The sequence below is a fragment of the Aquimarina rhodophyticola genome, assembly GCF_042434915.1.
Taxonomy (GTDB): Bacteria; Bacteroidota; Bacteroidia; order Flavobacteriales; family Flavobacteriaceae; genus Aquimarina.
Genome location: NZ_CP170198.1, coordinates 1,891,599 through 1,914,054, shown reverse-complemented (window position 1 = coordinate 1,914,054; position 22,456 = coordinate 1,891,599). Strand labels below are relative to the sequence as shown.

The window sequence follows — 22,456 nt, the reverse complement described above, 5'->3', positions numbered from 1 at the left end:
GATTCAGGTAGAGAATCAAAATAAAATTAAATCAAATTTTCAAATTATTTTAAGAACCTACGTTATGAGCAACTTTTGGAAGTCTTTATCATATACTACGAAGTTTTCGATTATAGGTTTTATAATAATTTTTATTTTAGGCTTTTTAAGTATGGGAGCCTTAGGTGCAGTACTTTACTACCCGGTAAGCTTTTTATTTAGCTCATATCCTACACTTAATGATTGGACAGGTGATTGGGTTTGGCCAGCGGTGATCATGGTGGGGATACTTTGGTCGATTGGATTTTTACTTGCAGGTTTTTTATGGCATTATCAAAAACGATGGCTAAAATCAATACAATTGTTGCGCTTGCAATACGTGCTTGTTTTATGGCTATGGTCAGTGTTGTTATGGTATGTTGTAATAAGCAATCAATATGAATTAGTATAAATTTATGAATTCGAAGATATGAAGTGCACAATTTTTAAATACATGAGTCGAGTGTAGTATGATAAAAAAAATAGCACAAAGAGACAAAACAATTGCAGAACAAATATATCGAGTATTTCAAGTTTCTTATACTATAGAAGCAAAATTATTGAAAGCGAACATTTTTCCACCTTTACAAAGATCTGTTGCTAATCTACAAAATAGTGAAACCCTATTTTATGGTTTTTACAAAGCCAAAACGATTATAGCAGTTATTGAGATATTGAAGGATGTAGATAGTACTCACGTTCAAAGTCTGGTAGTTGATCCTTTGCATTTTCGTGAGGGGATAGGAAGACAATTAATGACTAATATTCTAAATAACTATGACACACCGATGTTCACTGTAGAAACAGGAGTTGATAATATCCCAGCCTGTAATTTATATCGAAGTTTAGGTTTTTTTGAGGTAAAGCAGTGGGATACCTCTTTTGGAATCAGAAAAATAAGATTTGAAAAAAGAAATGGTTAAGACGCCAGTATTAAAACCAGCGTCTTTTTAACAAACCCAAACTAAACTATAATGTTACATTTTATCAGCAGGCAATAGTACAGTATTAATCACGTGTATTACTCCATTGGATTGATGTACATCTCCTATAGTAATCCATGAAGTTCCGCCTTTTTCATCCATTAACATAATTTTTTTACCTTTCATCATTGCAGTCAGTTTACCACCATTTACAGTCGTAAACATAGCTTTTCCATTCTCTGCTTTAATGGCGGTAACGATATCAGTGGTTTTATAATTACCAGCAAGTACATGGTAGGTTAAAATATGTTGAAGTGTAGTTTTATTTTCTGGCTTCACTAACGTTTCAACCGTTCCTTTAGGTAATTTTTTAAAAGCTTTATCTGTAGGCGCAAATACTGTAAAAGGACCGTCACTTTGCAAAGTGGTTACCAATTCAGCGGCCTTCACTGCAGCAACAAGTGTCGTATGATCTTTAGAATTTATAGCATTTTCTACTATATTCTTACTTGGATACATGGCAGCGCCACCAACCATGACAGTTTTTTCTTTTTTCATCATGTTGTTCTGAGCGAATGATGATGTGCCTAATGCAAGCGTTACTATAAAAGTTACTGTAGCTAATCTGTTTAATTTTTTCATTTGAAATTTTTTATTGAGTTATTTACAATTGTATAAACGAAACTTAAACTGTAGCGGTTTTCAAAACATACTATTTTAACATTTCTTTAGTGTTTTTAAATAAGTTGCTCTCATTATGACGAAGTCTAGGTCAAAGTTTATACAAGCTTTAATTATAAGCTTTAGTTTTTCTACTATCTTTAGCAAAGACTAAAGTAAGTAGAACAAGAGAATTGACACGAATCATAAAAAAAGAAATACATGGACATTCAATTAATACGAAGTGCTACTTTAAAAATCACATATGCAGGTAGTACAATTCTAATAGACCCCATGCTAGCTGCAAAAGGGACCTTTGAATCCTTTGCAGGCATACAGAAAAATCCAATTTGTGATTTAACTATGTCGATCGAAGAGGTGTTGGATGCTGTTACTTTAGTTTTGATTACACATATGCATGAAGATCATTTTGATACGTTGGCTAAGGCTAGTTTATCTAAAGACATCCCTATCTTTTGCCAGCCAGCCGACTTAAAAAAAATTCAAGAATCTAATTTTATCCATGCCAAAAAAATTGATACTACGGTGCAATGGAAGGGAATAACAATTTCACGTACTGGTGGAGTGCATGGTAGTGGTGAGATCGCCAAGCATATGGGAGCAGTTTCTGGATTTGTATTGCAAGCAGAAAATGAACCAACAACCTATATAGTTGGAGATAGTATTTGGGTAGATCAGGTCGATCAGGCAATCAAAGCATATGAACCTCAAGTCATTGTTACAAATTCTGGCGGTGCCTATATTCCAGGCCATGAGATAACTCCAATCTTAATGAACGAAGCAGAAACTATAAAAATACTTAAGAGACTACCAGAGGCTCATGTCGTTGCCGTTCATCTCGAAGCACTGGATCACTGTACAGTAACTAGAGCTTCTCTTAAAAGAGTATATGCTATAGAAAAATCAGAAATAGGTTCTTTATACCTGCCTGTTGATGGAGAAGTTATCAGTTTTAATTAAAGAAAAATGCGGTAGCTACTTAAATTTAAAATATTTTGAGAATAATTAAGTGAGTAAACCATTGTACAATTTCAAAATGATTTAGTATACGATCGAATCATTTATTTAAATAGATTCTGTTAGGTATCGATAGATTAAAATACATATTAGATTTATGAATGTGAGCAAAAAAAAAATCGTCTGCAATAAAATGCAAACGATTTTTAGTTTAAAAATTTTATACACTAGTTATTGGTAGTATCTGTAGGTATACGATTACTATTGGTCTCTTTTTTAAGATAGGTATCCAAGAAACTAAGAATTCTACTATAAGCTTCTATTTGGTTCTCTTTTTTTACAAATCCATGCCCTTCATCTTCGAATAAAACATATTCAACAGGAACGCCATTATTTTTTACACCCTCCACGATCTCATCAGATTCGATTTTGAGCACTCTTGGATCTTGAGCCCCTTGTAAAACAATTAAAGGTTTTTTTACTTTTTCAGTATGAAAGAGAGGTGAAATTTTCTTTAAACGAACAGAATCTGCAGTATGGGGATCTCCAAGTTCTAGGTACAAAGCTTCTCTAAAAGATTCCCACCATGAGGGTATGCTTTTCAGAGTTCTTATCCAGTTAGTTACTCCGTAAATATTCACACCCACTTCAAATTCTTCAGGTGTGAATGTTAATGCAGCCATTGTCATATAACCTCCATAAGAACCTCCTATGATGCCAATTTTTGAACCATCGATCACCTCTTGTTGTGCTAACCAATCTTTCCCGGCGATACAGTCTTTTAAATCTTTGTCTCCATGATTTAAATCATCCATTTTGTAAAAGGACTTTCCGTAACCACTACTACCTCTATTGTTTACTGCCAAGACCGCGTATCCATGATTTACCAAAAATTGAATTACAGAACTATAGCCTTGCCTTGATTGTCCCCCAGGCCCACCATGAACCCATACCAATGCAGGAACTTTATTCTCGGTTGTAGCTTGTTTTGGTTGATAATATATAGCAGGTATTTCTAACCCATCAAACGATTTAAAACGAACAACTTTTGATGGAACCAAATCTTCTGCATTAATTTCTGTATTGAGCACATCTGTCAATTGATTAGAAACTTTGGTTTCTAAGTTATAAGAATATATGTTTGTTGGTAAATGTGTACCAGATACGCTTAACAAAGCCATAGAATCATCATTAGAAAAAGTAACACCTGTTATATTTTTATTCTTAAAAGTTGGTAAAGCTAGGGTCTCACCAGTAGCCGTATTTGCTATAGATAAAACTGTTTGGGCGTCTTCATTCGTAGCCATTACGCTATATTTACCTGTTTTGGTAAAATAAAATGATCTTATATCCCAATCACTTTCTTTTACTTTTTCCTTCTTTTTTGTTTCAAGATTGTAACGCATTAAAATAGTATACTCGCCAAAGGCATCTGTTGTGTAGTACAGATAAGTATTATCCTTTGAAAAGTCCTCAGGACTATTTGCACTCAAAGAATCGTTTAATTTAATAGATTGATTCGTTTCAGTATTTAAGATATAAAGATCGGAATCGTTAGTATTGATGGTTTTTGTTAGAGCAATATATTTGCTGTTATCAGAGATAGCTCCCACATCCATTCCGTCTTTATTTTCATAAATTCGTTTTGAAGTAAAATCGTCTACTGTCATTTGGTAGAGATCCATGAATTTTGGATTCCGTTCATTACTAGCGTAAAAAAAGCTTTTTTTATCTTTTGCCCATCCACGAAATAATGCACGAACATTTTTGAGCGGTGTGAGTGCCTTCACTGAAGTACTATCCTTTACATATAACTTAAAAATCTCGTCGCCGTTTCCATCCATACGAAAAAGAATTCTCTCATCATTTGGAAAATATGAGATACCATAAACCGAGGCGCTATCTGACTTTGTTATTGGAGAGAGTTCACCGCCACTAGTTGGTACTGTATACATATTGTAAATACCAGATCGGTTACTCGTTATTAGTACTTTAGAATTATCAGAAGAAAAACCATTTGCAAAAGCATTTTCATTATCCATAAATTGTTCTATGGAATACTGCTCAATTTCTAAAGGAACTTTTTCAGCTAAACTTTTTTTCTTTTCTTCTTTACAGGAAATAAAAAGAAGCAAGCATACTCCAAGTATGTGCAATGTTTTCATAAACTTATTATTTAATGGTTAAAACTTTGATCTCTTTGAATGGAGACAGCTCAACTGTTTCCATATGTTCTCGATATTCTTTCCATTCCTTGTCAAAGAAGCTATTTGTTTTTTGTAAAGCATCTTCAAGCGCTGTTTTTGCGTGACGTATTAGTGTTTGTTCGGTAGTAGTTAATCCTTCTTGACGACTGCTTACATAACGTCTTGCGTTACTTATGCGTTGCATAACAGTGATTTCTGGATTTCTCGTAATACCTTGTCGTTTATCTTCTTTTCCTATAAATAGAGCAAGATGTTCATCAATCGATTTGATAATACTACTCGCTAGCTTCAGGTCTTCTTTAAATAATTTTTTATCTTTTTTCTTAAGCTTTTGCTTGTAATTTGAGGCTATATTCTTACTTTCAACTAATTGTTTGACTGCTTCAAAAGCTGTAAGACTAAACTTTTCTAATTCTTTGGAAGCCTCATAAATTTCGTCAATACTAGCTTTAGATATTTTTAAGCGAGGATCACTTTTGACATCAATTTTAGTGGTAGAAACTATATCTCCATACTGTAATTCGGCACGGTAACTGCCTGGTTTAACAAGAACACCTCCTGGTTCGCGCTTAGATTTTTTTATTGTTCTCGATGGTCGTTCTACACCTTTTTCATCCATCATCCATCGAATTTTATAAAATCCTGTAGAATCTGGTGTTTCTTGTTTCAAGGTTCTAATTAAGCGATCTCCATCATACAATTTAAGAGTTATAGAATCCCATGTAATGTTGGCGTTCTCGTTTTCTGTTTCTACTATATCTGATTCGTCCTCTTCTGAAGTTTCGTTATCATCTGTGGATTTCTTATCAACTTGAACAAAGTAGGTGAAAGAGGCTCCATAATCTCTATTCTCTCCTTGATACATAGCATCAGCTCCAAATCTACTACCACTCGGTTGTTGGTAAGCCGCTTGATAGGTAATAGGGGGTTCAAAGAGGTTAATTTTTTTGGTTAATATCGATGCATCTTTTGATAATGCTCTTAAAGGTTTTATATTATCAAGCACCCATGCAGCACGTCCAAAGGTACCGATAACCAAATCATGTTCTCTAGGGTGTATCACTAAGTCTTTTACGGGTACTGTAGGAAAGCCATTAGTCCATTTAGTCCACTTTTGGCCAGCATTGATAGAAAAATATAAACCATCATCAGTTCCTAAAAACATTAGATTTTTTTCGATTGGGTCTTCGATGATACTTAAAGCATAACTAGCAGCATCATTTTCATCAACAATACGATTCCAAGTTTTACCATAATTGGTAGTTCTGTATGCATATGGAGTATAGTTAAACCTGCGATAATCGTTTGCAACTAGTAATGCTGAGCCTTTTACTTTGTTAGATGCTTTGATTTGAACAATCCAACTTCCTTCCGGTAGATCCTTAAGATTTTTACTTACGTCGGTCCAGTTTTGCCCACCATCTACTGTTGTATGCACGCGACCATCATCGGTTCCTACCCATAACATATTTTGTTCTAAAGGAGAGGGTTCAATGACAAGAATTGTTGTGTGATTTTCTGCTCCAGTAGCATCCATTGTGAGTCCGCCACTTTCAGATTGTTTTTGCTTTGCGGGATCGTTTGTAGTTAGATCTGGCGATACTACCTTCCAAGTTAATCCTTTGTCGGTACTTTTATGAACAAATTGGCTTCCGAAATACAATGTACTACCGTCGAAAGGATCACTACTGATGGCGGCGTTCCAATTAAAACGAAGTTGAACGGAAGGATCGGGGTGGGTAGGGCGAACAGTATAATTATTGCCAGTTATCCAATCATACCTGCTTACAAATCCTTGCTGACTCATAGACCAGCCATAACGGCTATTATCTTGATCTGGAACCACATCAAATCCATCTCCAAAAGAAATTTCTTGCCAGTACGAATTACGTATTCCCTGAGATTTCCAGACATAGGCAGGACCTCTCCAACTCCCGTTATCTTGCATACCTCCATATACATTATACGGATATTCATTATCGACGCTGATATGATAAAACTGAGCTACCGGTAAGTTTCCAATAAAACGCCAAGAAGCTCCTCCATCACGAGTTATATTAAGACCTCCATCATTACCATCAATCATATAAGAGCCATCAGTAGGATGTATCCACCAAGCATGGTGATCGGGATGTACACCATTATCAACACCATAGGCTGGCATTAACTGCGTGAAATTTTTACCACCATCTTCAGACACATTTACATATGTAAAAACCGAATATACTCTATTTTCATTTTGAGGATCTACAAAAATATCTGAATAATAGAAAGGGCGATTGCCGATATCTTCTTTGTCATTAATATTTTTCCATGTAAAGCCCCCGTCAAAGGATTTGTACAAGGCATTTTTCTTAGCTTCTACTAGGGCGTATATTATATTAGGTTTACTAGGCGCTATTGCTAAGCCAATCCTACCCAAATTACCTTTAGGTAAGCCGTCTTTGTCTGTGCGTTCGCTCCAAGTTTTACCACCGTCATGAGTTATAAAAATACCAGAACCTTCACCACCAGAATTAAAAAACCATGGGTCTCTTTTGTGCTCCCAAAGTGCTGCAATAAGTTTGTTAGGATTTTTAGGATCCATAACTAAATCGGCAGCTCCTGTTTTGGGATTTGCATATAAGATCTTTTGCCATGATTCACCACCGTCGACGGTCTTAAAAACGCCGCGTTCAGGGTGCTCTCCCCATGGCGAGCCAATAGCCGCTGCATAGACAACGTTTGGATTAGTTGGATCAATAATAATACGGTGAATGTGTCTTGTATTTTGAAGCCCCATTGCTTTCCAACTTTTACCTCCATCAAGGGATCGATAAATGCCAAAACCACCGTTAAGACTATTTCTTGGATTACCTTCACCAGTACCTACCCAAACGACTGAGGGGTTGGATTGCTGAATTGCTACAGCTCCAATAGAGGCTGTTATTTGGTCGTCGAAGATGGGTTCCCATTTAATACCTCCCGAATCAGATTTCCATAAGCCACCAGAAGCAGTACCCGCATATATAATATTCGGATTTGAAGTAACTACGTCAATACTTGTGACCCGGCCGCTCATACCACCAGGTCCAATATTTCGTGGTTTTAATTCGTTTAAAAGCTCATTGGTAAGATTTTGTGAGTAGGTCATAAAAGATAGACTCACGACAAGAAGAAAAAGTATTTTTTTCATGCGTAACTAAATGAATTTAATGTACTATTAAAATGTTTTTGCGAAAATGATGTTGTGGTATTAGGTAATTCTAAAGTTAAAACTAGAAAATCATGTTTTTCTAGTTTTACGAAGATGTATTTTATGTTTAGAAACTTATAAATACTAACCATCACGCTATATTGAATAAGCTTATAAAGTTAAGGAAATCCTAATGCAGTTTTCTTAAAGGTTTGTTAAGAAGAAGCTCAGAAATATCATCAAGCAAAGGAAATGACAATTATTTGATTATTTTAAGTAGTTTGAAATTCTTATTTACTCTAATCGCTATAATTTGGCCTGTATGTAAATTAAACATTTTCCATCTAAATCCGTAACTAGTCTCAAAGATATCAGATCGAGCCATGGCCTTAAAATTTATTCCTCGAATATTAGCCATTACCCTATTTACCATTTCGTCAATACCACGTCGCTGTACTTCTTCACTACTCAATTTACGATCTCGTTGGTTTTGATCATTAAGGATAGAAGAATTATTAAGTGTTCCAAATTGAAGGGTAGTTGGTAACGCATATGAAAATGCAGAACTAAATAAAAGTAGTAGGATTGGGAGTAGGCAATGTCTCATAACTATTGTTAAAGTAATTGTTTACACCTTTTGTAAACAATTACGGTTTTAAATGTTTAACCATATGTTGTAAGCAATTAGTACCGTAATAAAACCCCCAATGGTACTTATATCAAAAAATTAAAATGTTGCACTACTAAGATACGTTAATAATATGAATTACTCACACAATTAAATCCTTTATTTTTTATACAACTCAATACCAGCATTGTAATACTTATCGCCTTTAATCCAAAAAGGAGTTTTTGGGTTATTAGCAATTTTACGTGATGCGAGAACATAGGATTGAAAAAACTTAAATAGATATGGGTAATCCAACGTGTCTGGATTATCTGTAACTTGATGATAGTATTTAGTAATTTCTTTGTCGAATGCAGTAAACCCCATACTAAATGTCGGTGCAGGTATTCCCTTTGAAGCAAAATGTACGTTGTCAGAGCGATCAAATAATCCTTGCTCTGGAGCGGGGTCATCGATAGCTTTTAAACCAAAAGCCAAGGCAGCTTCTTTAATATCTTGCGCCGCAGTGGTACGTTCAAGTCCAATTATAGTAGTTAACGTTGTATCATTGTAACCACCGTTATCACTATTAAAGCAGTAGACCATTTGATGTAAAGGCAATACAGGGTGTTGTACATAGTATTGACTTCCTAATAACCCTTTTTCTTCTCCTGTAAATAGTATAAATAATGCCGACCTTTTAGTAGGGTATTTTGCTATGTTTTTTGCAGCTGCTAGAACAGTGACACTTCCAACTGCATTATCCCGCGCACCATTATAAATAGAGTCATTATCAACGGGTTCACCTATACCTACGTGGTCATAGTGTGCCGAGTAGATGATATATTCATTTTTAAGTATAGGATCTGTTCCTTCTACTATGCCAACCACATTTTGCGAATGCACAATTTTTTTAGTAATTCCCTTAATAGTTAAGGTGCCCTTTCTAAGAGTATTCTTTTTAAAATCATCTCGTACTACCTTACTATCAAAGCGTATCCAGCCATGTACAAAATCTTCCTTCTCATGAGTATCAAGTGTTAATTTATCTCTGTTTAAATAGTGTGAAAGATTTTTCCAAGTAGTAGTATCAGTATCCATAATTTCTATTAAACCAATGGCTCCTTTTGATTGAGCTAATTCTCTTTTCTTTTTTAACATAGAAAAGGCACTTCTTGGGTCTGTTTTATCTGCGGAACCTGCAATAGCTATTACAATTTTACCCGTAACAATTTCTTTACCATAATCCTTATCTAATCCATAATTCATAAAAGTCATATCCCCATCAAAGGATAAATTTTTCCTGGTAACTGATACAAATTCTGAAGTGTTGATAGCTCCTACTGAAAAATTAGTAAGTGATGGTTTGGTTATTTTTGTTAGCGGTACTGGTTGCAGATAACTGTCTTTCAAAGCTGTTGCTGTAGCTACACCATAACTTCTAAACATACTCGATAAATATTGAGCAGCAATTTTATTCTCAGCTGATCCAGTAGCACGTCCTTTTAAAAGATCTGATGCTAAAAAATAAATATGACCTTCTATTTCGTTTTGCGTAATAGTTTCTTTGACTTTGGCGATATCAGATTGAGAGAATAGCGGTATCGACAGTACTAAAAAAAATAGAAAAGAATAAAAATGCTTCATGAGGGGAAAGTTTTATAAAGATGCTATGTGAAATTTAAAAGTGGTTTTGATTTCTCAAATATAAAGATCTTTTGGCATTGTTTGTAGGTAGTGCCAGCAAATTATAGACTAGAACAAACGTTAATAGACTATTAAGGTATAATTATATACTGTTATTCTTTTCAAATTGTAGTAAATTTATCTAATGAAGAAAACGCAAAATATTTTCAGAAAAGGTTTTTCTTTTCAACCCTATGAGGCACCAGAGCAATCGGCTTTTGATAAGCTTTTTGAAATTTTTCAGGAGTTAATTACGCATACTTCAGGAGATTTGGACGAAGCCTTAGATTGGCTTAAAGAGCTGGATAAAGAATACAATTTAACAACAGAAGATTATACGCTCGATGATTTTGTAGCAGATTTAAAGAAAAAAGGTTATATAAAAGAAGAAATAAAGCCAGATGGACAAGGAGGTATGGCAATAACAGCCAAAACCGAACAGGCAATTCGTAAGAGAGCTTTGGACCAAATTTTTGGTAAAATAAGAAAGAGTGGCTCAGGAAATCATAGTACAAAATATACTGGTCGAGGCGATGAGCATGCAGGAGAATTTAGAAGCTATCAATATGGAGATGCTTTAGAACAGATTTCGATTACCGAAAGTCTTAAAAATGCTCAGATTAATCATGGCATGGATGGATTAAAGTTAACTGAAAATGATCTCGTGGTTGAAGAAAATCAATATAAAGCGCAGATGAGTACCGTACTTATGATAGACATTAGTCATAGTATGATTTTATACGGCGAAGATCGTATAACCCCTGCAAAAAAAGTAGCTATGGCACTTGCAGAGTTGATTACAACGAGGTATCCAAAAGATACCTTGGACATTCTCGTGTTTGGCAATGATGCTTGGCCTATTGCTATTAAAGAGCTACCCTATTTGCAGGTTGGACCGTATCATACTAATACCGTTGCAGGATTAGAGCTAGCTATGGATATGTTACGACGCAAACGCAATACAAATAAACAAATTTTTATGATCACTGATGGGAAACCAAGTTGTTTAAGATTACCCGATGGTCAATACTATAAAAATAGCAATGGTTTGGACCACCATATAGTGAATAAGTGTTATATGATGGCACAGCAGGCACGTAAACTGCATATCCCCATAACAACTTTTATGATAGCACAGGATCCTTACTTAATGCAGTTTATCAGAGAGTTTACCTATGCAAATCAGGGAAAAGCTTTTTTTACTGGATTGCAAGGGTTGGGTGAAATGATATTTGAGGATTACGAGAATAATAGAAAAAAAGAATACGCAGATAGTCTGCAAGAAACACTATTAAATTAGCCAGTAAGTTTGTTATATGAAATTTGGCTACACTATATAAATATGATGAATATAGAGAACTTAACTACTTTTGGGGCGTTAAAAGCTTCAGGATATCATAGCGTATCCATTAAAGATGAATTACGAAAAAATTTAATTCAAAAATTACAAAATGGTGAAGAAACTTTTAAAGGAATCCACGGATATGAAAATACTGTAATTCCAGAATTAGAGCGTGCTATTTTATCTCGCCATAATATTAATCTTTTAGGTTTAAGAGGTCAAGCCAAAACTCGTTTGGCCAGACAGATGATCAATTTACTGGACGAATATATTCCAGTGATCGAAGGGTCTGAAATCAATGATGATCCTTTTCACGCCATGTCTCGTTACGCGACAACACTTTTAAAAGAAAAAGGTGATCAAACTCCAATTTCATGGTTACATCGTTCAGAACGTTTTGCAGAAAAATTAGCCACTCCAGATGTTACAGTAGCCGATATCATAGGGGATGTGGATCCGATTAAAGCTGCAAATCTCAAATTAAGTTATGCAGATGATCGGGTACTACATTTTGGTATGATACCGCGAGCAAATCGCTGTATTTTTGTAATAAACGAGTTGCCTGATTTACAAGCTCGTATACAGGTAGCATTGTTTAATATTTTACAAGAAGGAGATATTCAAATCCGAGGTTTCAAATTGCGTTTACCCTTGGATATTCAATTTGTATTTACTGCAAACCCAGAAGACTATACCAATAGAGGCAGCATTGTAACACCATTAAAAGATCGAATCGGTTCTCAAATTTTAACGCATTATCCCGAGACTATTAAGATCGCCAAAACTATTACTCAACAAGAAGCCGGCTCGGATAAGAGACAGCAAGAACGCATATATGTACCAGAATTGGCAAAAGATTTATTAGAACAGATTGGTTTTGAAGCGAGAGCAAGTGAATATATTGACCCAAAAAGCGGTGTAAGTGCTAGAATGAGTATAACCGCATATGAGAACTTGCTTAGCACAGCAGAGTATCGTTCTTTGCACTCTGGAGATGATAAAACCTTGTTAAGGGTAAGTGATTTTATGGGTATCGTACCCGCTATTACCGGTAAAGTTGAGTTGGTCTATGAAGGAGAACAAGAAGGGGCCGATTTCGTTGCACAAACATTAATTTCTAATGCTATTAAGACACTCTTTCTGGACTATTTTCCGAAAATAGAAAAGTTAGAAAAAGAAGGAGAGCAGGGTCCTTATCAACAACTTGTTGATTGGTTTTTTGAAGAATCGGGGTTTGAGTTATTAGATGATTTACCTGATGCAGTCTATAAAGAGAAAATTGATTCTATCATTCCGCTAAAACAATTACTTCAAAAATACCAACCAGATACAGATCAGCTAGATAGCTATTTTCTCAGAGAATTTTTATTATGGGGTTTAGTGGAATACAATAAATTAAGTAAATACCGTTTGTCTGAAGGTTTTAGATTTAAAGATGTCTACGGAGGTTACATTAGCGGATTATAGGAATACATTGTTTGTTAGCTAAAGGTAATTAAGAAAAAGTAACAAACATTCTTTGATAATTCTCTCTGGTTTTAATCCAAACCAGAGGGGATTTATTTTTACGACAGCAAAGCTCAATTTGGCTAATAATTTCGTTATATGAAATCCATTTTTCGCCATGCATAGGATCCACAACCCATTCTTTTTTAAGCGGAAGGTAATAAAGATTTTTTTTTGAAGCATTTACTTTAAAATCATTTAATGTAGACCAATAGCCTGCTATTGGTAGTGATGATTTGACAAAGGTTTCCGAGGATTTAATATCACTAGGAAGATAAAGTTGGGTAAGAAAACATACCTTCTGATCAAAATCATAGGGGGTCAATCCTAGAGTTTCAAGAATTGAACCCGTGCATTTGTTATAAAGAAGTGGTAGTTGTTTTTGAGATAATTTGGTAGCTTTTTGAAGGTAGCTATCATTGCGATTAGGTCCAATCCATCTAGTCTCATATTGAGTAGCTATTTTGGGGTCATAAATGTAAAACTTATATACAAGTTCTATATGTAAATAGCGATGTGTATGTAGGTTTTTAACCAAAAAGTCTAATTCTCCAATAGTTTGTTTTTCTTCGAAAACTTGTACACTACTTCTAAGAAGATCATAAACAGGATGCGTTTTGAGATAATATTCAAAAAAATGTTCTATGCGTTTACCCAGTACTTCATTGTGATGTATATGGATTTGATTATGTAATTCTTCCTGAGAAGGAATAATAGTAGGGTTTAGAGGAAATACGCTAAAAGTATGAGGCACATGTTCCAATAAACTTGGAGTGTTTAAAAAACCTTCATACTGTTGGTGTAAATTCCCCAAAGTTTAACGTTGCTTTTCGATTAAACTTCCATCAGGATACAAAGCAAATCGTCCTTTGTGAGCGGCATGAACATACTCAAAAGTTGGCCAAGGCCATCCTCCAAATTCAGTTTTTTGATAAGTTGCAATAGTCTCTGCTATCTCGGTTCGAGTATTCATAACAAAAGGACCTTGTTGAACTATAGGTTCCTTAATTGGATTGCCTTGCAGTAATAGAAAATGACTGATGGTATTTCCATTAGTTAAAGTGAATGGAACTGAGGAGTCTAAAATTATACGATGTCCCGTAGGAATTGTATAACCTTCAGTTGAAATATTATCTCCATTGTAAAAATATAAAGATCTGCTACTACTTGGGTTAGTAGGTGGTAAGATAAAAGTAGCATTAGGTTCCATTGTAAGGATCCAAATAGCGACATTGTTAGCAGGATCTGAGGCCCAAGAATCAGGTGCGCTTTGGGGTGCATTGATTTTATCCAAGGTCCCAGCGATAAGTTTAATAGTTGTTGTACGTCCTTTAGTATCTTGTCTTTTTAATATAGGTATATCTTCTTGCCAAAGCATTTTAAAATGTGGAGCTACATATTTTGAACGCTTGGGAAGGTTTAACCAAATTTGAAAAAGTAAAAATGGATTGGACGCATTTTTATTGAGAAGAGGAAACATTTCCGAATGTTGTACACCGCTTCCTGCGGTCATCCATTGTACATCACCATCACCAAATCTACCTGCCGCACCCAAAGAATCGGCATGATCTACTAACCCCTTTTGTACAATCGTTACCGTTTCAAATCCACGATGGGGATGAGCAGGAAATCCTGGTATTGTAGTACCATGGTACATTCGGTATCCATCTTTTGCTACAAAATCATGACCAAGATTTCTCCCGTCCAAAGATGTTTTGGGACCTAGCTTTTCATTTCCGGGAGGATAGGTGTCTTCATGATACGCACAAAACAAAAAAGGATCACTGGTTTCCCAAGTTAATCCTAAGGGTTTAATGCTTTTAATAGCTTTCATAACACTAGTATTTGGATGCAGATTTGATATTTTTTGATGCTTTCGTTATAAAATCTCTGATATCTTGATTTGCCTGGATCAAATCTTCATTACGTAAATACATCATATGGCCGCTTCGATACCCTTTAAAATCGATACGATTTTCAAGTTTACGATTTGTGTTGAGTTGCCACATTACGTATTTTGCATTAAAATAGGTCGTAGCTCCATCATAATATCCTGATTGGATCATAGTATGCAAATTTGGATTCATTGCCATAGCGCTACGTAAGGCTTCGCCTGTACTATTGTTAGAACGATCCCATGGATGTACGGGCCCAAACATGTTATATTTTAAGTCTGTTTTAAAATTGAGCTCCTCACTAATATAATAATTTATGGCAGGTGTAAAAGCATGTAGCCAAGCGGTTAATTCACTATTATAATCGGGTCGACCCCCAGCTTCTTTAACATCCATCCCCTTATAGCGAGAATCTAGTCTGCCTATCGTTAAACCTTGATCATTGCGAAGTAATTCTTTCCAAAAGAAGGCTTTCGGTACTTCAAGATTGTGCTGTTTAAACACGGTTTTAGATAAACCTGAGTAATAAGCCATAGAATCTATTAATTGATTCCGTTTATTGATGGGAAGAGAACCACCTTGTACTAAGGATGGTACAACATGATGAATAGTAAAGTGCTCGGATTTTGACAATACTTCTGGTAAATCTTGCTGTTGCAACACCGCAGGAAGCTTATTGTGATACCAAGCAGCAGCCGTATAGTAGGGGAGACGATTAGCTACCTCAATAGGTCCATCAAATTTGAATCCGATTTGTGTTGGAGAGACAAGTATTACCCCGTTGAGGTACATCCATTGTTCTTCTTGTAATGCAAGGGCTAATCCCGACACCCGCGTAGTTCCATAGCTTTCTCCAATTAAAAACTTTGGAGAGCGCCATCTGTTATTTCTAGTAACAAACGTATTGACCCATTTTGACAAGTATTCAATATCAGCATTTACCCCAAAAAATATTTTTTTATCAGGTAATTTACCCTCATGGTCAGGCAACATTCTAGAGTAACCAGTATTCACAGGGTTGACAAATACAATGTCGGCAACGTCTAATATTGAATTTGGATTATCTTGTATGCCATATGGTTGGATAGGAAACCCTTCTGGGTCTATTTTCAATATTCTAGGTCCGGTGTAGGCAATATGCATCCATACGGAAGCTGACCCCGGACCACCATTAAATGAAATTAATAACGGTCTATTTGTGTCATCTTTAATATCACTACGTTTATAATATGTATAAAAAAGAGAAGCAATAGGATTTCTATTATCATCCCAAACAGGTTGAAAACCAGTTGTGGCTATATAGGGGACTGTTTTATCTTTAATTTGAACGCTATGATTTGTACGAATCATAGTATCTACTGGTATAGTAATCTGTTGACCTATAAGCGTACTAGTGCGGCATAGAAGGATGATTAAAACTGTGTAACAAAAAGAAACATTTTTATACATGGTGTTATTGAAATTTATAACTGTGATTTATTGAAATATGTTGCATTTTCATAATCCATAATGTTCATAGATATTCTAGGAACATCAGGAAAAATTGCGTCCAAAGTTTGCACAATTTTGGTGGAGAGTTTTTTCTTTTGATCTGTAGTTTTTCCTTCTATAATATACGCAAACACATAAATGAAATCTTTGGTTATATTATTCATGGTATAGTCTTCGAATCGGCGTATTCTTACATTTATTTCATCTGTATCAAAAAAACCACTAGCTTTTACAGCATCATGAATTATTTTCATAATGTCTTGAGAAGGTTGGAGTTTGAGGATGTTTGAAGAGCATTCTAGAACAAAATGTGGCATATTGTGATATTATATATTGGTTTAAAATTAGATAAAAGTACGAAGTATCTATCGATTAATTCGCATTAATTCTCGATTGATACTTTAAAAATAAAATCGAAAATAGTATTTTATTTATTTAATAGATTGATAGCGATCGTGTTCTCTGGTTTTGGGGAAAAAATAGAGCTTAGTAGATTTTAATTTGCAGTTTATTTTCTTAAGTATACTGGTTTATGCAAATGAAATCTATGCATTATACACTCATTTTATCACATACATTACCCCATGACAAGATGCTCGCTAAGTATTTCATACAATTAGCGCTTATCTACACTGTACATAAAGTAATTTCTATAATCTATTGATATGAGCCTTGGCTAAAATCGTTCTGGGAAATGCTTTTTTAATACACTCATTAAAACTTCGGGTGTCAAAGGTTTGTTTTCAAAATGGTCGATTATGCCATTTTCTTGAGCGCGAGCCCGATCATCAGGACTAGAGGATGTTGTTAACATAGTAACTACAATACCAGCTTTAAATTCTTCATCAAGTTTTGCATATTCTTCAAGAAAATCCCAACCATTCATACCAGGCATATTGATGTCTAAAAATATTAGATCTGGATTAGGGTATTTGTCCTCTTCGAGTGTGGTTAGATACTCCAAAGCACTTTCACCTGAGAGTTTAGCAACGATAGATTTGGTTACATTACACTTTTTGATGACACGCTGATGTACAAAGTTATCGGCCTCAGAATCGTCTATTAATAGTATTTTGTTTAATTGGTCTTTCATGTCGTGGTTGTTCTATAATTTAGGGTTGTAAATCTTTTTTTAAGGTAAAGGTAAAAACCGAACCTTCTCCCAAAATTGAATCGGCTTTTATAGTACCTTCATGCAGCTCAACAATTTTTTTACAAAAAGAGAGCCCAATACCCTTACCTTCGTATTTTGAGGTGCTATGTAATCGGGTAAACATCTCGAATATTTTATTGATATGAGCAGGTTTGATACCAATACCATTATCATGTATTTCGAATCTATGATAGGTGGCATCGTGTGAGGCTTTTATCTCGATGGTAGGTTTTCTGTCTTTTGGGATAAATTTAATTGCGTTTGATATCAAATTAGAAAACAATTGTTTGATCTCGATTTCATATCCTTGAACCGTGGGTAGTTCGGGAACTTTAATATGTGCATCACTAGCTTCAATCAAACTTGTAAAATCGATTAGTATATCGTTTAATACCGTATTGAGATTTATAGTTTCTATTGTACCTGACCTTCCGATTCTACTATAATTGAGCAAGCCAGTTATTAAGTTTTTCATTCGGTCGGTGGCTCCATAAATATAGTTGAAATAGGTAGAGGCCTCCTCATCTAACTTATCCCCATAATCCTCTTCAAAAATAGTAATAAAGTTATCAACTGTACGTAAGGGTTCTTGCAGATCATGGGAGGCTATATAAGCAAATTGATTCAATTCTTTATTTTTATCCTGCAAACGATCGATCAAAGTTTTATTGAGAGCCTCCTGTAATTCTCTCAACCGTATTTCTTCATTTTTTGAAGCGATATTTTGCTGGAGGGATTCATTTTTGACTTTAAGTTTTTCTATAAGAGGCCGTAATTGATTGCGTATACGTAATAGATTTAAAATCATGTAGCCTAAGCAAGCTATAAGTAATGCAATTGCAAGATAGTAAATGTATTGTTGTCTTTTTTTACGTTCTTCGAAAAGGGTGTCTTGATCTTTTAGAATGTTTTGAATAACCGTATTTATTTCTCGCATTAACAATTGACCGCGGTCTGTATTGATGATATTGAGGGCGGTGTCTTCGTTGCCAGATTTTTGCGCATCGATGGTACGTTGGAGTATATCTAATTTTAGATATAAGAGAGAATCCAGCTTTTTAATATTTGCTTGTTGTGCAGGGTTGTATGCTGTTTCGGTTTTTAATACTTTTATTTGATCATCTAATTGATTCGTAGCTTTGGTAAAAGGTTTGTTATAAGAACTTTCATTGGTTAATAGATACCCACGTTGTCCTCTTTCGGCATCTTTTATAAAAGAATGAAGGCGTTCTGTTTTATGCTTGACATCTACCGTATGAACAAGCCATTTTTGAGAATTTTTAATAGCAGCAACAAGGAAAAAAATACCTGCTACTATTAAAATGAGAATAAACAGACTTATATAAATCGATTTTAGGATGGAAACACCGTCATTATTTTGATCCATGATTAGGGAATAATCGTATTATTGATTTTTGCATTGTTTTGAGTATAGAGTCTTTATTAATAGTATCATTACTACTATCGAATTCTCTTAAAAATGAAGCTACTTCATCTAATGCTGCATCTTTTTTGCGTTGATGATCTAGTTTTTCCAGTTGTTCTTGTTTTTCGACATATAACTTTTGGAGCACGGGACGTAACTTTTCTGGAAGTTCATTCATAGGATCTTTGAGAAAAAAACCAGAAGCGCCTTCCATTAATAGTTTAGCAACTTTTTCATCATTATTAAGATTTCCTGAAATTATGAGAATAATTAGGTTAGGGTCATGATCCTTGACCATTCGAATTACATCAAAGCCATCAAAACCATTTAAATTGAAATCGCTAAGAATAAAATCGGGCATGTATTTCTTGAGCGCATTAGTGAGTGCTAACTCACTATCTGCAAACCGAATCTCTGCATTATCACAAAGTTTATTAAGTTGTCTCTGAATCAAAAATGAATCGGAAACTAAATCTTCTACTACCAGAAATTTAAGCGAACTAGGTAACATAGTTGTTTAGATAAGTGAAAAGCAAAAATAGAAAAATTAATAAAGAATAGAACCTTCCAACCCTCTGCATACCGAGTGATACGCCTTAGGTATACTGAGAGTCAGTGCCCAAAGGGGTATTAAACATTTGTTAAAATGATTCTATAGCAAAGTTTCCAACCATGGTAGCTGATTATTTACTAAAATAGTAATCCTAAAATTACCATTAGAATACAGAGCAAACTAACTACAATTGTTATCGCTAATAACTTAAAATGAGTCTTCGATTTAAGCATAATTTAAGAGTATTTGTGTGTTTTACAAAATTACACCAAATACTTCGAGATTGTGTTAACTTTAATTAACACAATTGCTTTAGTTTTTAACATTTTAACAATTGAATTGATGTATCAATCTACATCATATACTAATTTCATTGTTATCGATGCTGTTTTTTCTTTGTCAATAGTATTAAAAGTTCCTCCCCAAGAATAGGATTCTGTAGAGTTTTGTCCAGTTATTTGAAAAACTCCCATACGAGCCGATTTGAGTTTACCTAATTTGCCTCCAGAGTTTTCAGCAATTTTTTCGGCACGCAATCGTGCGTCTTCCGTTGCCTTGGATATCATTTCTATTTTGAGATCTGCAAGTTTAGTATAGTAATATCTAGGAGCTTCAGAATATAACTGTACTCCTTGATTAAGTAATTTTGTAACTTCTCGTGAGATAAGTTCTACCTTGGCTACTTCTTTGGATTCAATTTCGATGGCTTGCGCCAAGAGGTATCCATCAAATTCTTCTCCAATATAATTTCCATTTGGGGCGTATTTTGTACGTGTTTTACGTGTGGTTTTTACAGCACTAAATACTAAATCATCTTTGCTTATACCTTGTGATATCAAATAGTTTTCTATGATGTTTTTATCTTTTTCTAAATTTACATACGCTTGTTTTAAATCGATATTTTGTGCTTCAAATCTTCCTTCCCAGACAATAAGGTCAGAACTAAAATTTGCTTTTCCAAGTCCTGTCACCAGAATCTCACCTTCTTTGGCATTGCGGTCTACGTAGGCTTTTCCTAAAACAAATGATGCTATGATTATTGCTACTGCAAAGATAATTGCGGTTAACTGTTTTTTCATGAGAGTATACTTTTAATTACGGTACAAGATAAAGGAATTTTTATTTTTACGTAAGAAAGTATAAAAACACGAGAGATGAGTTTTGATAAACGTTTTTAGGATTTACCTGTCGGTTTAAGTAGTAGCTCATTCACATTAACACCATCGGGTTGTTGTAAAGCATATAATACCGAATCTGCTATATTGTAAGGTTTCAATTTTGGTTCGTCGCCACCATAGTCCTTATCATTAAGTAGCTCCTTGTCTGTTATATCCTCGCGTAAATCGGTCGCTACGGTCCCTGGTTCTATGGCGGTAATTCTGATATTAAATTCTGGTGAAAGCTCCATACGCAAGGCTCTTGATAAAGCTATCAATGCTGCTTTGGATGCACCGTACACTGCGCCACCTTTATAAATTTCTTTACCATCAACAGAGGCAATGTTAATAATATGTCCTTTTGCGTGTTTTTTCATAGAAGGAAGTACTTCATAAATACAACGTAAAACGCCTTTTACATTTACATCGATGGTGTCTAACCATTCGTCTAGATGTCTGTTTTTAATATAGGTTAAGGGCATTACTCCTGCAGAGTTGACAAGGATATCAATACGCTCATAGGTTTCATAAATCTCTTTAAAAGCGTTTGACACACTTTTTGTGCTACTAACGTCCATTGTAACAACGCTGTTTTTGTACGGAAGCGTTTTACTTACTTCTTGCAGTTCTTCGGTGCTTCTGCTTGCCAGTATCACAATACATTCGTGTTGTGATAGGGATTGTGCAATGGCTTTACCAATGCCACTGCTAGCACCTGTAACTACAGCAATTTTATTTTTAAGTTTCATATCGTTTTTATATAAAAATACAATTAATAGAAGGCGCAACAACAGGTAATTAATGAGTTTATAATTTGATTAACTCAGAAATTATTAATTTTAAGAATTTATAACATTTGGCTCGAGTTATGACAGTATCGCATACACAGTAATTTAAGAAGAATATGATTCTATAGTCAAAAATACATTTTGAGATTGTTGGTTAGTATTATATACGCTAAGTAGTTGTAGTTTAACTATTCTTAATGGTATAAAGCATAATTTCTTCTGTATCCTCTGGTAATGTGATATATTTTTGAAATTGTAATCCTAATTTAGTTATTAGCCGTTGTGAACTTAAATTCTCTTTATTGGTTATAGCATGCAATTCTTCCAGTTTAAATCGGGTATATGCTTGTTTTTTTAGTTCATGTTTTTATAAGCTCATTTAAAGGGCTTTTAAGATCTAAATAGTTAATTTTTAAAGAACTATATGACTAATTTTTTATTTAATATGTAATTTCATTCCTTCATGAGATGATTAAAATCCCATGTCCTCATAAAATTTAAGTGCTTTTGGTCTTTTCTTGCCAGTCATCCATATGGCGTTCTTATGCTCTATTGAGAGCCCATTCAAACATCTTTTTTCCGATTCCGAGTCCTCTTTTATCTGCTCTAATTCTAACCGCTTCAATTTGCGCTCTTGTTCCACCTTTATACGTCAAATGTTGTATAAATGATATTTGTAGAGTTCCTATGATTTCAGTTTTTTTATTCTCAACAACAATCAATTCCTGAGTTGTGTCAGCATTTATTTTTTCAAATGCCTCAAAATATTTATCGGGTAAAGGTTTTTGAAAGTTGTCTCTTTCTTTTCCAAGCTCATCATCGGCAATCATCTCCACAATTAGTGAAACATCATTTTTGGTAGCTTTTCGAATTATCATTGTCAGTTTAAAT

General features: G+C 34.6%; 20 protein-coding genes. 5 read left to right on the top strand and 15 right to left on the bottom strand.

Annotated elements, in window-relative coordinates; genetic code table 11:
• The first annotated feature begins 64 nt into the window (after positions 1–64).
• Entirely contained in the window at positions 65–430 is a 366-nt protein-coding gene (locus tag ACE939_RS08290) for a hypothetical protein (RefSeq protein WP_378184755.1), read from the top strand.
• A gap of 58 nt (positions 431–488) precedes the next feature.
• The gene (locus ACE939_RS08285; RefSeq protein ID WP_378184753.1) at positions 489–941 is read left to right on the top strand and encodes a GNAT family N-acetyltransferase; all 453 of its coding nucleotides are present in this window, start codon (positions 489–491) and stop codon (positions 939–941) included.
• Positions 942–995: 54 nt separating this feature from the next.
• Here ACE939_RS08285 and ACE939_RS08280 read toward each other — a convergent pair whose 3' ends face one another.
• Positions 996–1,583 (bottom strand): fasciclin domain-containing protein, encoded by a 588-nt coding sequence (locus ACE939_RS08280; RefSeq protein WP_378184751.1) that lies wholly within the window; start codon positions 1,581–1,583, stop codon positions 996–998.
• Positions 1,584–1,823: 240 nt separating this feature from the next.
• On the opposite strand from ACE939_RS08280, the gene ACE939_RS08275 reads away from it, so the two are divergent.
• On the top strand, positions 1,824–2,582 hold the full coding sequence (locus tag ACE939_RS08275) for an MBL fold metallo-hydrolase (protein ID WP_378184749.1): 759 nt from the start codon (positions 1,824–1,826) through the stop codon (positions 2,580–2,582).
• A 224-nt stretch (positions 2,583–2,806) separates the two neighbouring features.
• Here the strand turns inward: ACE939_RS08275 and ACE939_RS08270 are convergent, their stop codons facing one another.
• The 4 genes from ACE939_RS08270 to ACE939_RS08255 all read right to left on the bottom strand — a co-directional run bounded on the left by ACE939_RS08270 (position 2,807) and on the right by ACE939_RS08255 (position 10,215).
• Positions 2,807–4,744 carry an alpha/beta fold hydrolase gene (locus ACE939_RS08270; protein ID WP_378184747.1) on the bottom strand — a complete coding sequence of 646 codons (1,938 nt, stop codon included), beginning with the start codon at positions 4,742–4,744 and terminating at the stop codon, positions 2,807–2,809.
• A 7-nt stretch (positions 4,745–4,751) separates the two neighbouring features.
• Entirely contained in the window at positions 4,752–7,961 is a 3,210-nt protein-coding gene (locus ACE939_RS08265) for a WD40/YVTN/BNR-like repeat-containing protein (RefSeq protein WP_378184745.1), read from the bottom strand.
• A 259-nt stretch (positions 7,962–8,220) separates the two neighbouring features.
• The gene (locus ACE939_RS08260) at positions 8,221–8,568 is read right to left on the bottom strand and encodes a hypothetical protein (RefSeq protein ID WP_378184743.1); all 348 of its coding nucleotides are present in this window, start codon (positions 8,566–8,568) and stop codon (positions 8,221–8,223) included.
• A 180-nt stretch (positions 8,569–8,748) separates the two neighbouring features.
• The gene (locus tag ACE939_RS08255) at positions 8,749–10,215 is read right to left on the bottom strand and encodes a M28 family peptidase (RefSeq protein ID WP_378184741.1); all 1,467 of its coding nucleotides are present in this window, start codon (positions 10,213–10,215) and stop codon (positions 8,749–8,751) included.
• Positions 10,216–10,399: 184 nt separating this feature from the next.
• Here ACE939_RS08255 and ACE939_RS08250 point away from each other — a divergent pair, with 184 nt between their 5' ends.
• Together ACE939_RS08250 and ACE939_RS08245 are read left to right on the top strand one after the other, a co-directional pair.
• Positions 10,400–11,554: a VWA domain-containing protein gene (locus ACE939_RS08250; RefSeq protein ID WP_378184739.1), complete on the top strand. Its 1,155-nt coding sequence runs from the start codon at positions 10,400–10,402 to the stop codon at positions 11,552–11,554.
• 45 nt (positions 11,555–11,599) lie between these two features.
• Entirely contained in the window at positions 11,600–13,063 is a 1,464-nt protein-coding gene (locus ACE939_RS08245) for a magnesium chelatase (protein ID WP_378188427.1), read from the top strand.
• A gap of 28 nt (positions 13,064–13,091) precedes the next feature.
• On the opposite strand, the gene ACE939_RS08240 is transcribed toward ACE939_RS08245, so the two are convergent.
• The 10 genes from ACE939_RS08240 to ACE939_RS08195 form a co-directional block, all read right to left on the bottom strand.
• Positions 13,092–13,916 carry a DUF1853 family protein gene (locus ACE939_RS08240; protein ID WP_378184737.1) on the bottom strand — a complete coding sequence of 275 codons (825 nt, stop codon included), beginning with the start codon at positions 13,914–13,916 and terminating at the stop codon, positions 13,092–13,094.
• A 3-nt stretch (positions 13,917–13,919) separates the two neighbouring features.
• Entirely contained in the window at positions 13,920–14,936 is a 1,017-nt protein-coding gene (locus ACE939_RS08235; RefSeq protein WP_378184735.1) for a pirin family protein, read from the bottom strand.
• Positions 14,937–14,940: 4 nt separating this feature from the next.
• On the bottom strand, positions 14,941–16,446 hold the full coding sequence (locus ACE939_RS08230; protein WP_378184733.1) for a S10 family peptidase: 1,506 nt from the start codon (positions 16,444–16,446) through the stop codon (positions 14,941–14,943).
• A 14-nt stretch (positions 16,447–16,460) separates the two neighbouring features.
• Positions 16,461–16,805 carry a 5-carboxymethyl-2-hydroxymuconate Delta-isomerase gene (locus tag ACE939_RS08225; protein WP_378184731.1) on the bottom strand — a complete coding sequence of 115 codons (345 nt, stop codon included), beginning with the start codon at positions 16,803–16,805 and terminating at the stop codon, positions 16,461–16,463.
• Positions 16,806–17,164: 359 nt separating this feature from the next.
• Entirely contained in the window at positions 17,165–17,581 is a 417-nt protein-coding gene (locus tag ACE939_RS08220; protein WP_378184729.1) for a response regulator, read from the bottom strand.
• A gap of 19 nt (positions 17,582–17,600) precedes the next feature.
• Positions 17,601–19,028: a CHASE3 domain-containing protein gene (locus tag ACE939_RS08215; protein ID WP_378184726.1), complete on the bottom strand. Its 1,428-nt coding sequence runs from the start codon at positions 19,026–19,028 to the stop codon at positions 17,601–17,603.
• Entirely contained in the window at positions 19,015–19,578 is a 564-nt protein-coding gene (locus ACE939_RS08210; RefSeq protein ID WP_378184724.1) for a response regulator, read from the bottom strand. The genes ACE939_RS08215 and ACE939_RS08210 overlap by 14 nt, the downstream gene beginning before the upstream one ends.
• A 389-nt stretch (positions 19,579–19,967) precedes the next feature.
• A complete protein-coding gene (locus tag ACE939_RS08205; RefSeq protein WP_378184722.1) occupies positions 19,968–20,699 on the bottom strand; it encodes an SIMPL domain-containing protein in 732 nt (243 codons plus the stop codon).
• Between the two features lie 95 nt (positions 20,700–20,794).
• Positions 20,795–21,526, bottom strand: a complete 732-nt coding sequence (locus ACE939_RS08200; RefSeq protein ID WP_378184720.1) for an SDR family oxidoreductase — start codon at positions 21,524–21,526, stop codon at positions 20,795–20,797.
• A 581-nt stretch (positions 21,527–22,107) separates the two neighbouring features.
• Positions 22,108–22,443 carry a GNAT family N-acetyltransferase gene (locus ACE939_RS08195; RefSeq protein ID WP_378184718.1) on the bottom strand — a complete coding sequence of 112 codons (336 nt, stop codon included), beginning with the start codon at positions 22,441–22,443 and terminating at the stop codon, positions 22,108–22,110.
• Positions 22,444–22,456 lie beyond the last annotated feature (13 nt).

Excerpts from the sequence above, each read along its gene's own strand:
- ACE939_RS08205 (WP_378184722.1), bottom strand. The coding sequence starts at position 20,699 with ATGAAAAAACAGTTAACCGCAATTATCTTTGCAGTAGCAATAATCATA.
- ACE939_RS08215 (WP_378184726.1), bottom strand. The coding sequence starts at position 19,028 with ATGGATCAAAATAATGACGGTGTTTCCATCCTAAAATCGATTTATATA.
- ACE939_RS08195 (WP_378184718.1), bottom strand. The coding sequence starts at position 22,443 with ATGATAATTCGAAAAGCTACCAAAAATGATGTTTCACTAATTGTGGAG.
- ACE939_RS08260 (WP_378184743.1), bottom strand. The coding sequence starts at position 8,568 with ATGAGACATTGCCTACTCCCAATCCTACTACTTTTATTTAGTTCTGCA.
- ACE939_RS08270 (WP_378184747.1), bottom strand. The coding sequence starts at position 4,744 with ATGAAAACATTGCACATACTTGGAGTATGCTTGCTTCTTTTTATTTCC.
- ACE939_RS08255 (WP_378184741.1), bottom strand. The coding sequence starts at position 10,215 with ATGAAGCATTTTTATTCTTTTCTATTTTTTTTAGTACTGTCGATACCG.
- ACE939_RS08275 (WP_378184749.1), top strand. The coding sequence starts at position 1,824 with ATGGACATTCAATTAATACGAAGTGCTACTTTAAAAATCACATATGCA.
- ACE939_RS08285 (WP_378184753.1), top strand. The coding sequence starts at position 489 with ATGATAAAAAAAATAGCACAAAGAGACAAAACAATTGCAGAACAAATA.
- ACE939_RS08235 (WP_378184735.1), bottom strand. The coding sequence starts at position 14,936 with ATGAAAGCTATTAAAAGCATTAAACCCTTAGGATTAACTTGGGAAACC.
- ACE939_RS08280 (WP_378184751.1), bottom strand. The coding sequence starts at position 1,583 with ATGAAAAAATTAAACAGATTAGCTACAGTAACTTTTATAGTAACGCTT.
- ACE939_RS08250 (WP_378184739.1), top strand. The coding sequence starts at position 10,400 with ATGAAGAAAACGCAAAATATTTTCAGAAAAGGTTTTTCTTTTCAACCC.
- ACE939_RS08225 (WP_378184731.1), bottom strand. The coding sequence starts at position 16,805 with ATGCCACATTTTGTTCTAGAATGCTCTTCAAACATCCTCAAACTCCAA.
- ACE939_RS08210 (WP_378184724.1), bottom strand. The coding sequence starts at position 19,578 with ATGTTACCTAGTTCGCTTAAATTTCTGGTAGTAGAAGATTTAGTTTCC.
- ACE939_RS08200 (WP_378184720.1), bottom strand. The coding sequence starts at position 21,526 with ATGAAACTTAAAAATAAAATTGCTGTAGTTACAGGTGCTAGCAGTGGC.
- ACE939_RS08245 (WP_378188427.1), top strand. The coding sequence starts at position 11,600 with ATGAATATAGAGAACTTAACTACTTTTGGGGCGTTAAAAGCTTCAGGA.
- ACE939_RS08220 (WP_378184729.1), bottom strand. The coding sequence starts at position 17,581 with ATGAAAGACCAATTAAACAAAATACTATTAATAGACGATTCTGAGGCC.
- ACE939_RS08230 (WP_378184733.1), bottom strand. The coding sequence starts at position 16,446 with ATGTATAAAAATGTTTCTTTTTGTTACACAGTTTTAATCATCCTTCTA.
- ACE939_RS08265 (WP_378184745.1), bottom strand. The coding sequence starts at position 7,961 with ATGAAAAAAATACTTTTTCTTCTTGTCGTGAGTCTATCTTTTATGACC.
- ACE939_RS08290 (WP_378184755.1), top strand. The coding sequence starts at position 65 with ATGAGCAACTTTTGGAAGTCTTTATCATATACTACGAAGTTTTCGATT.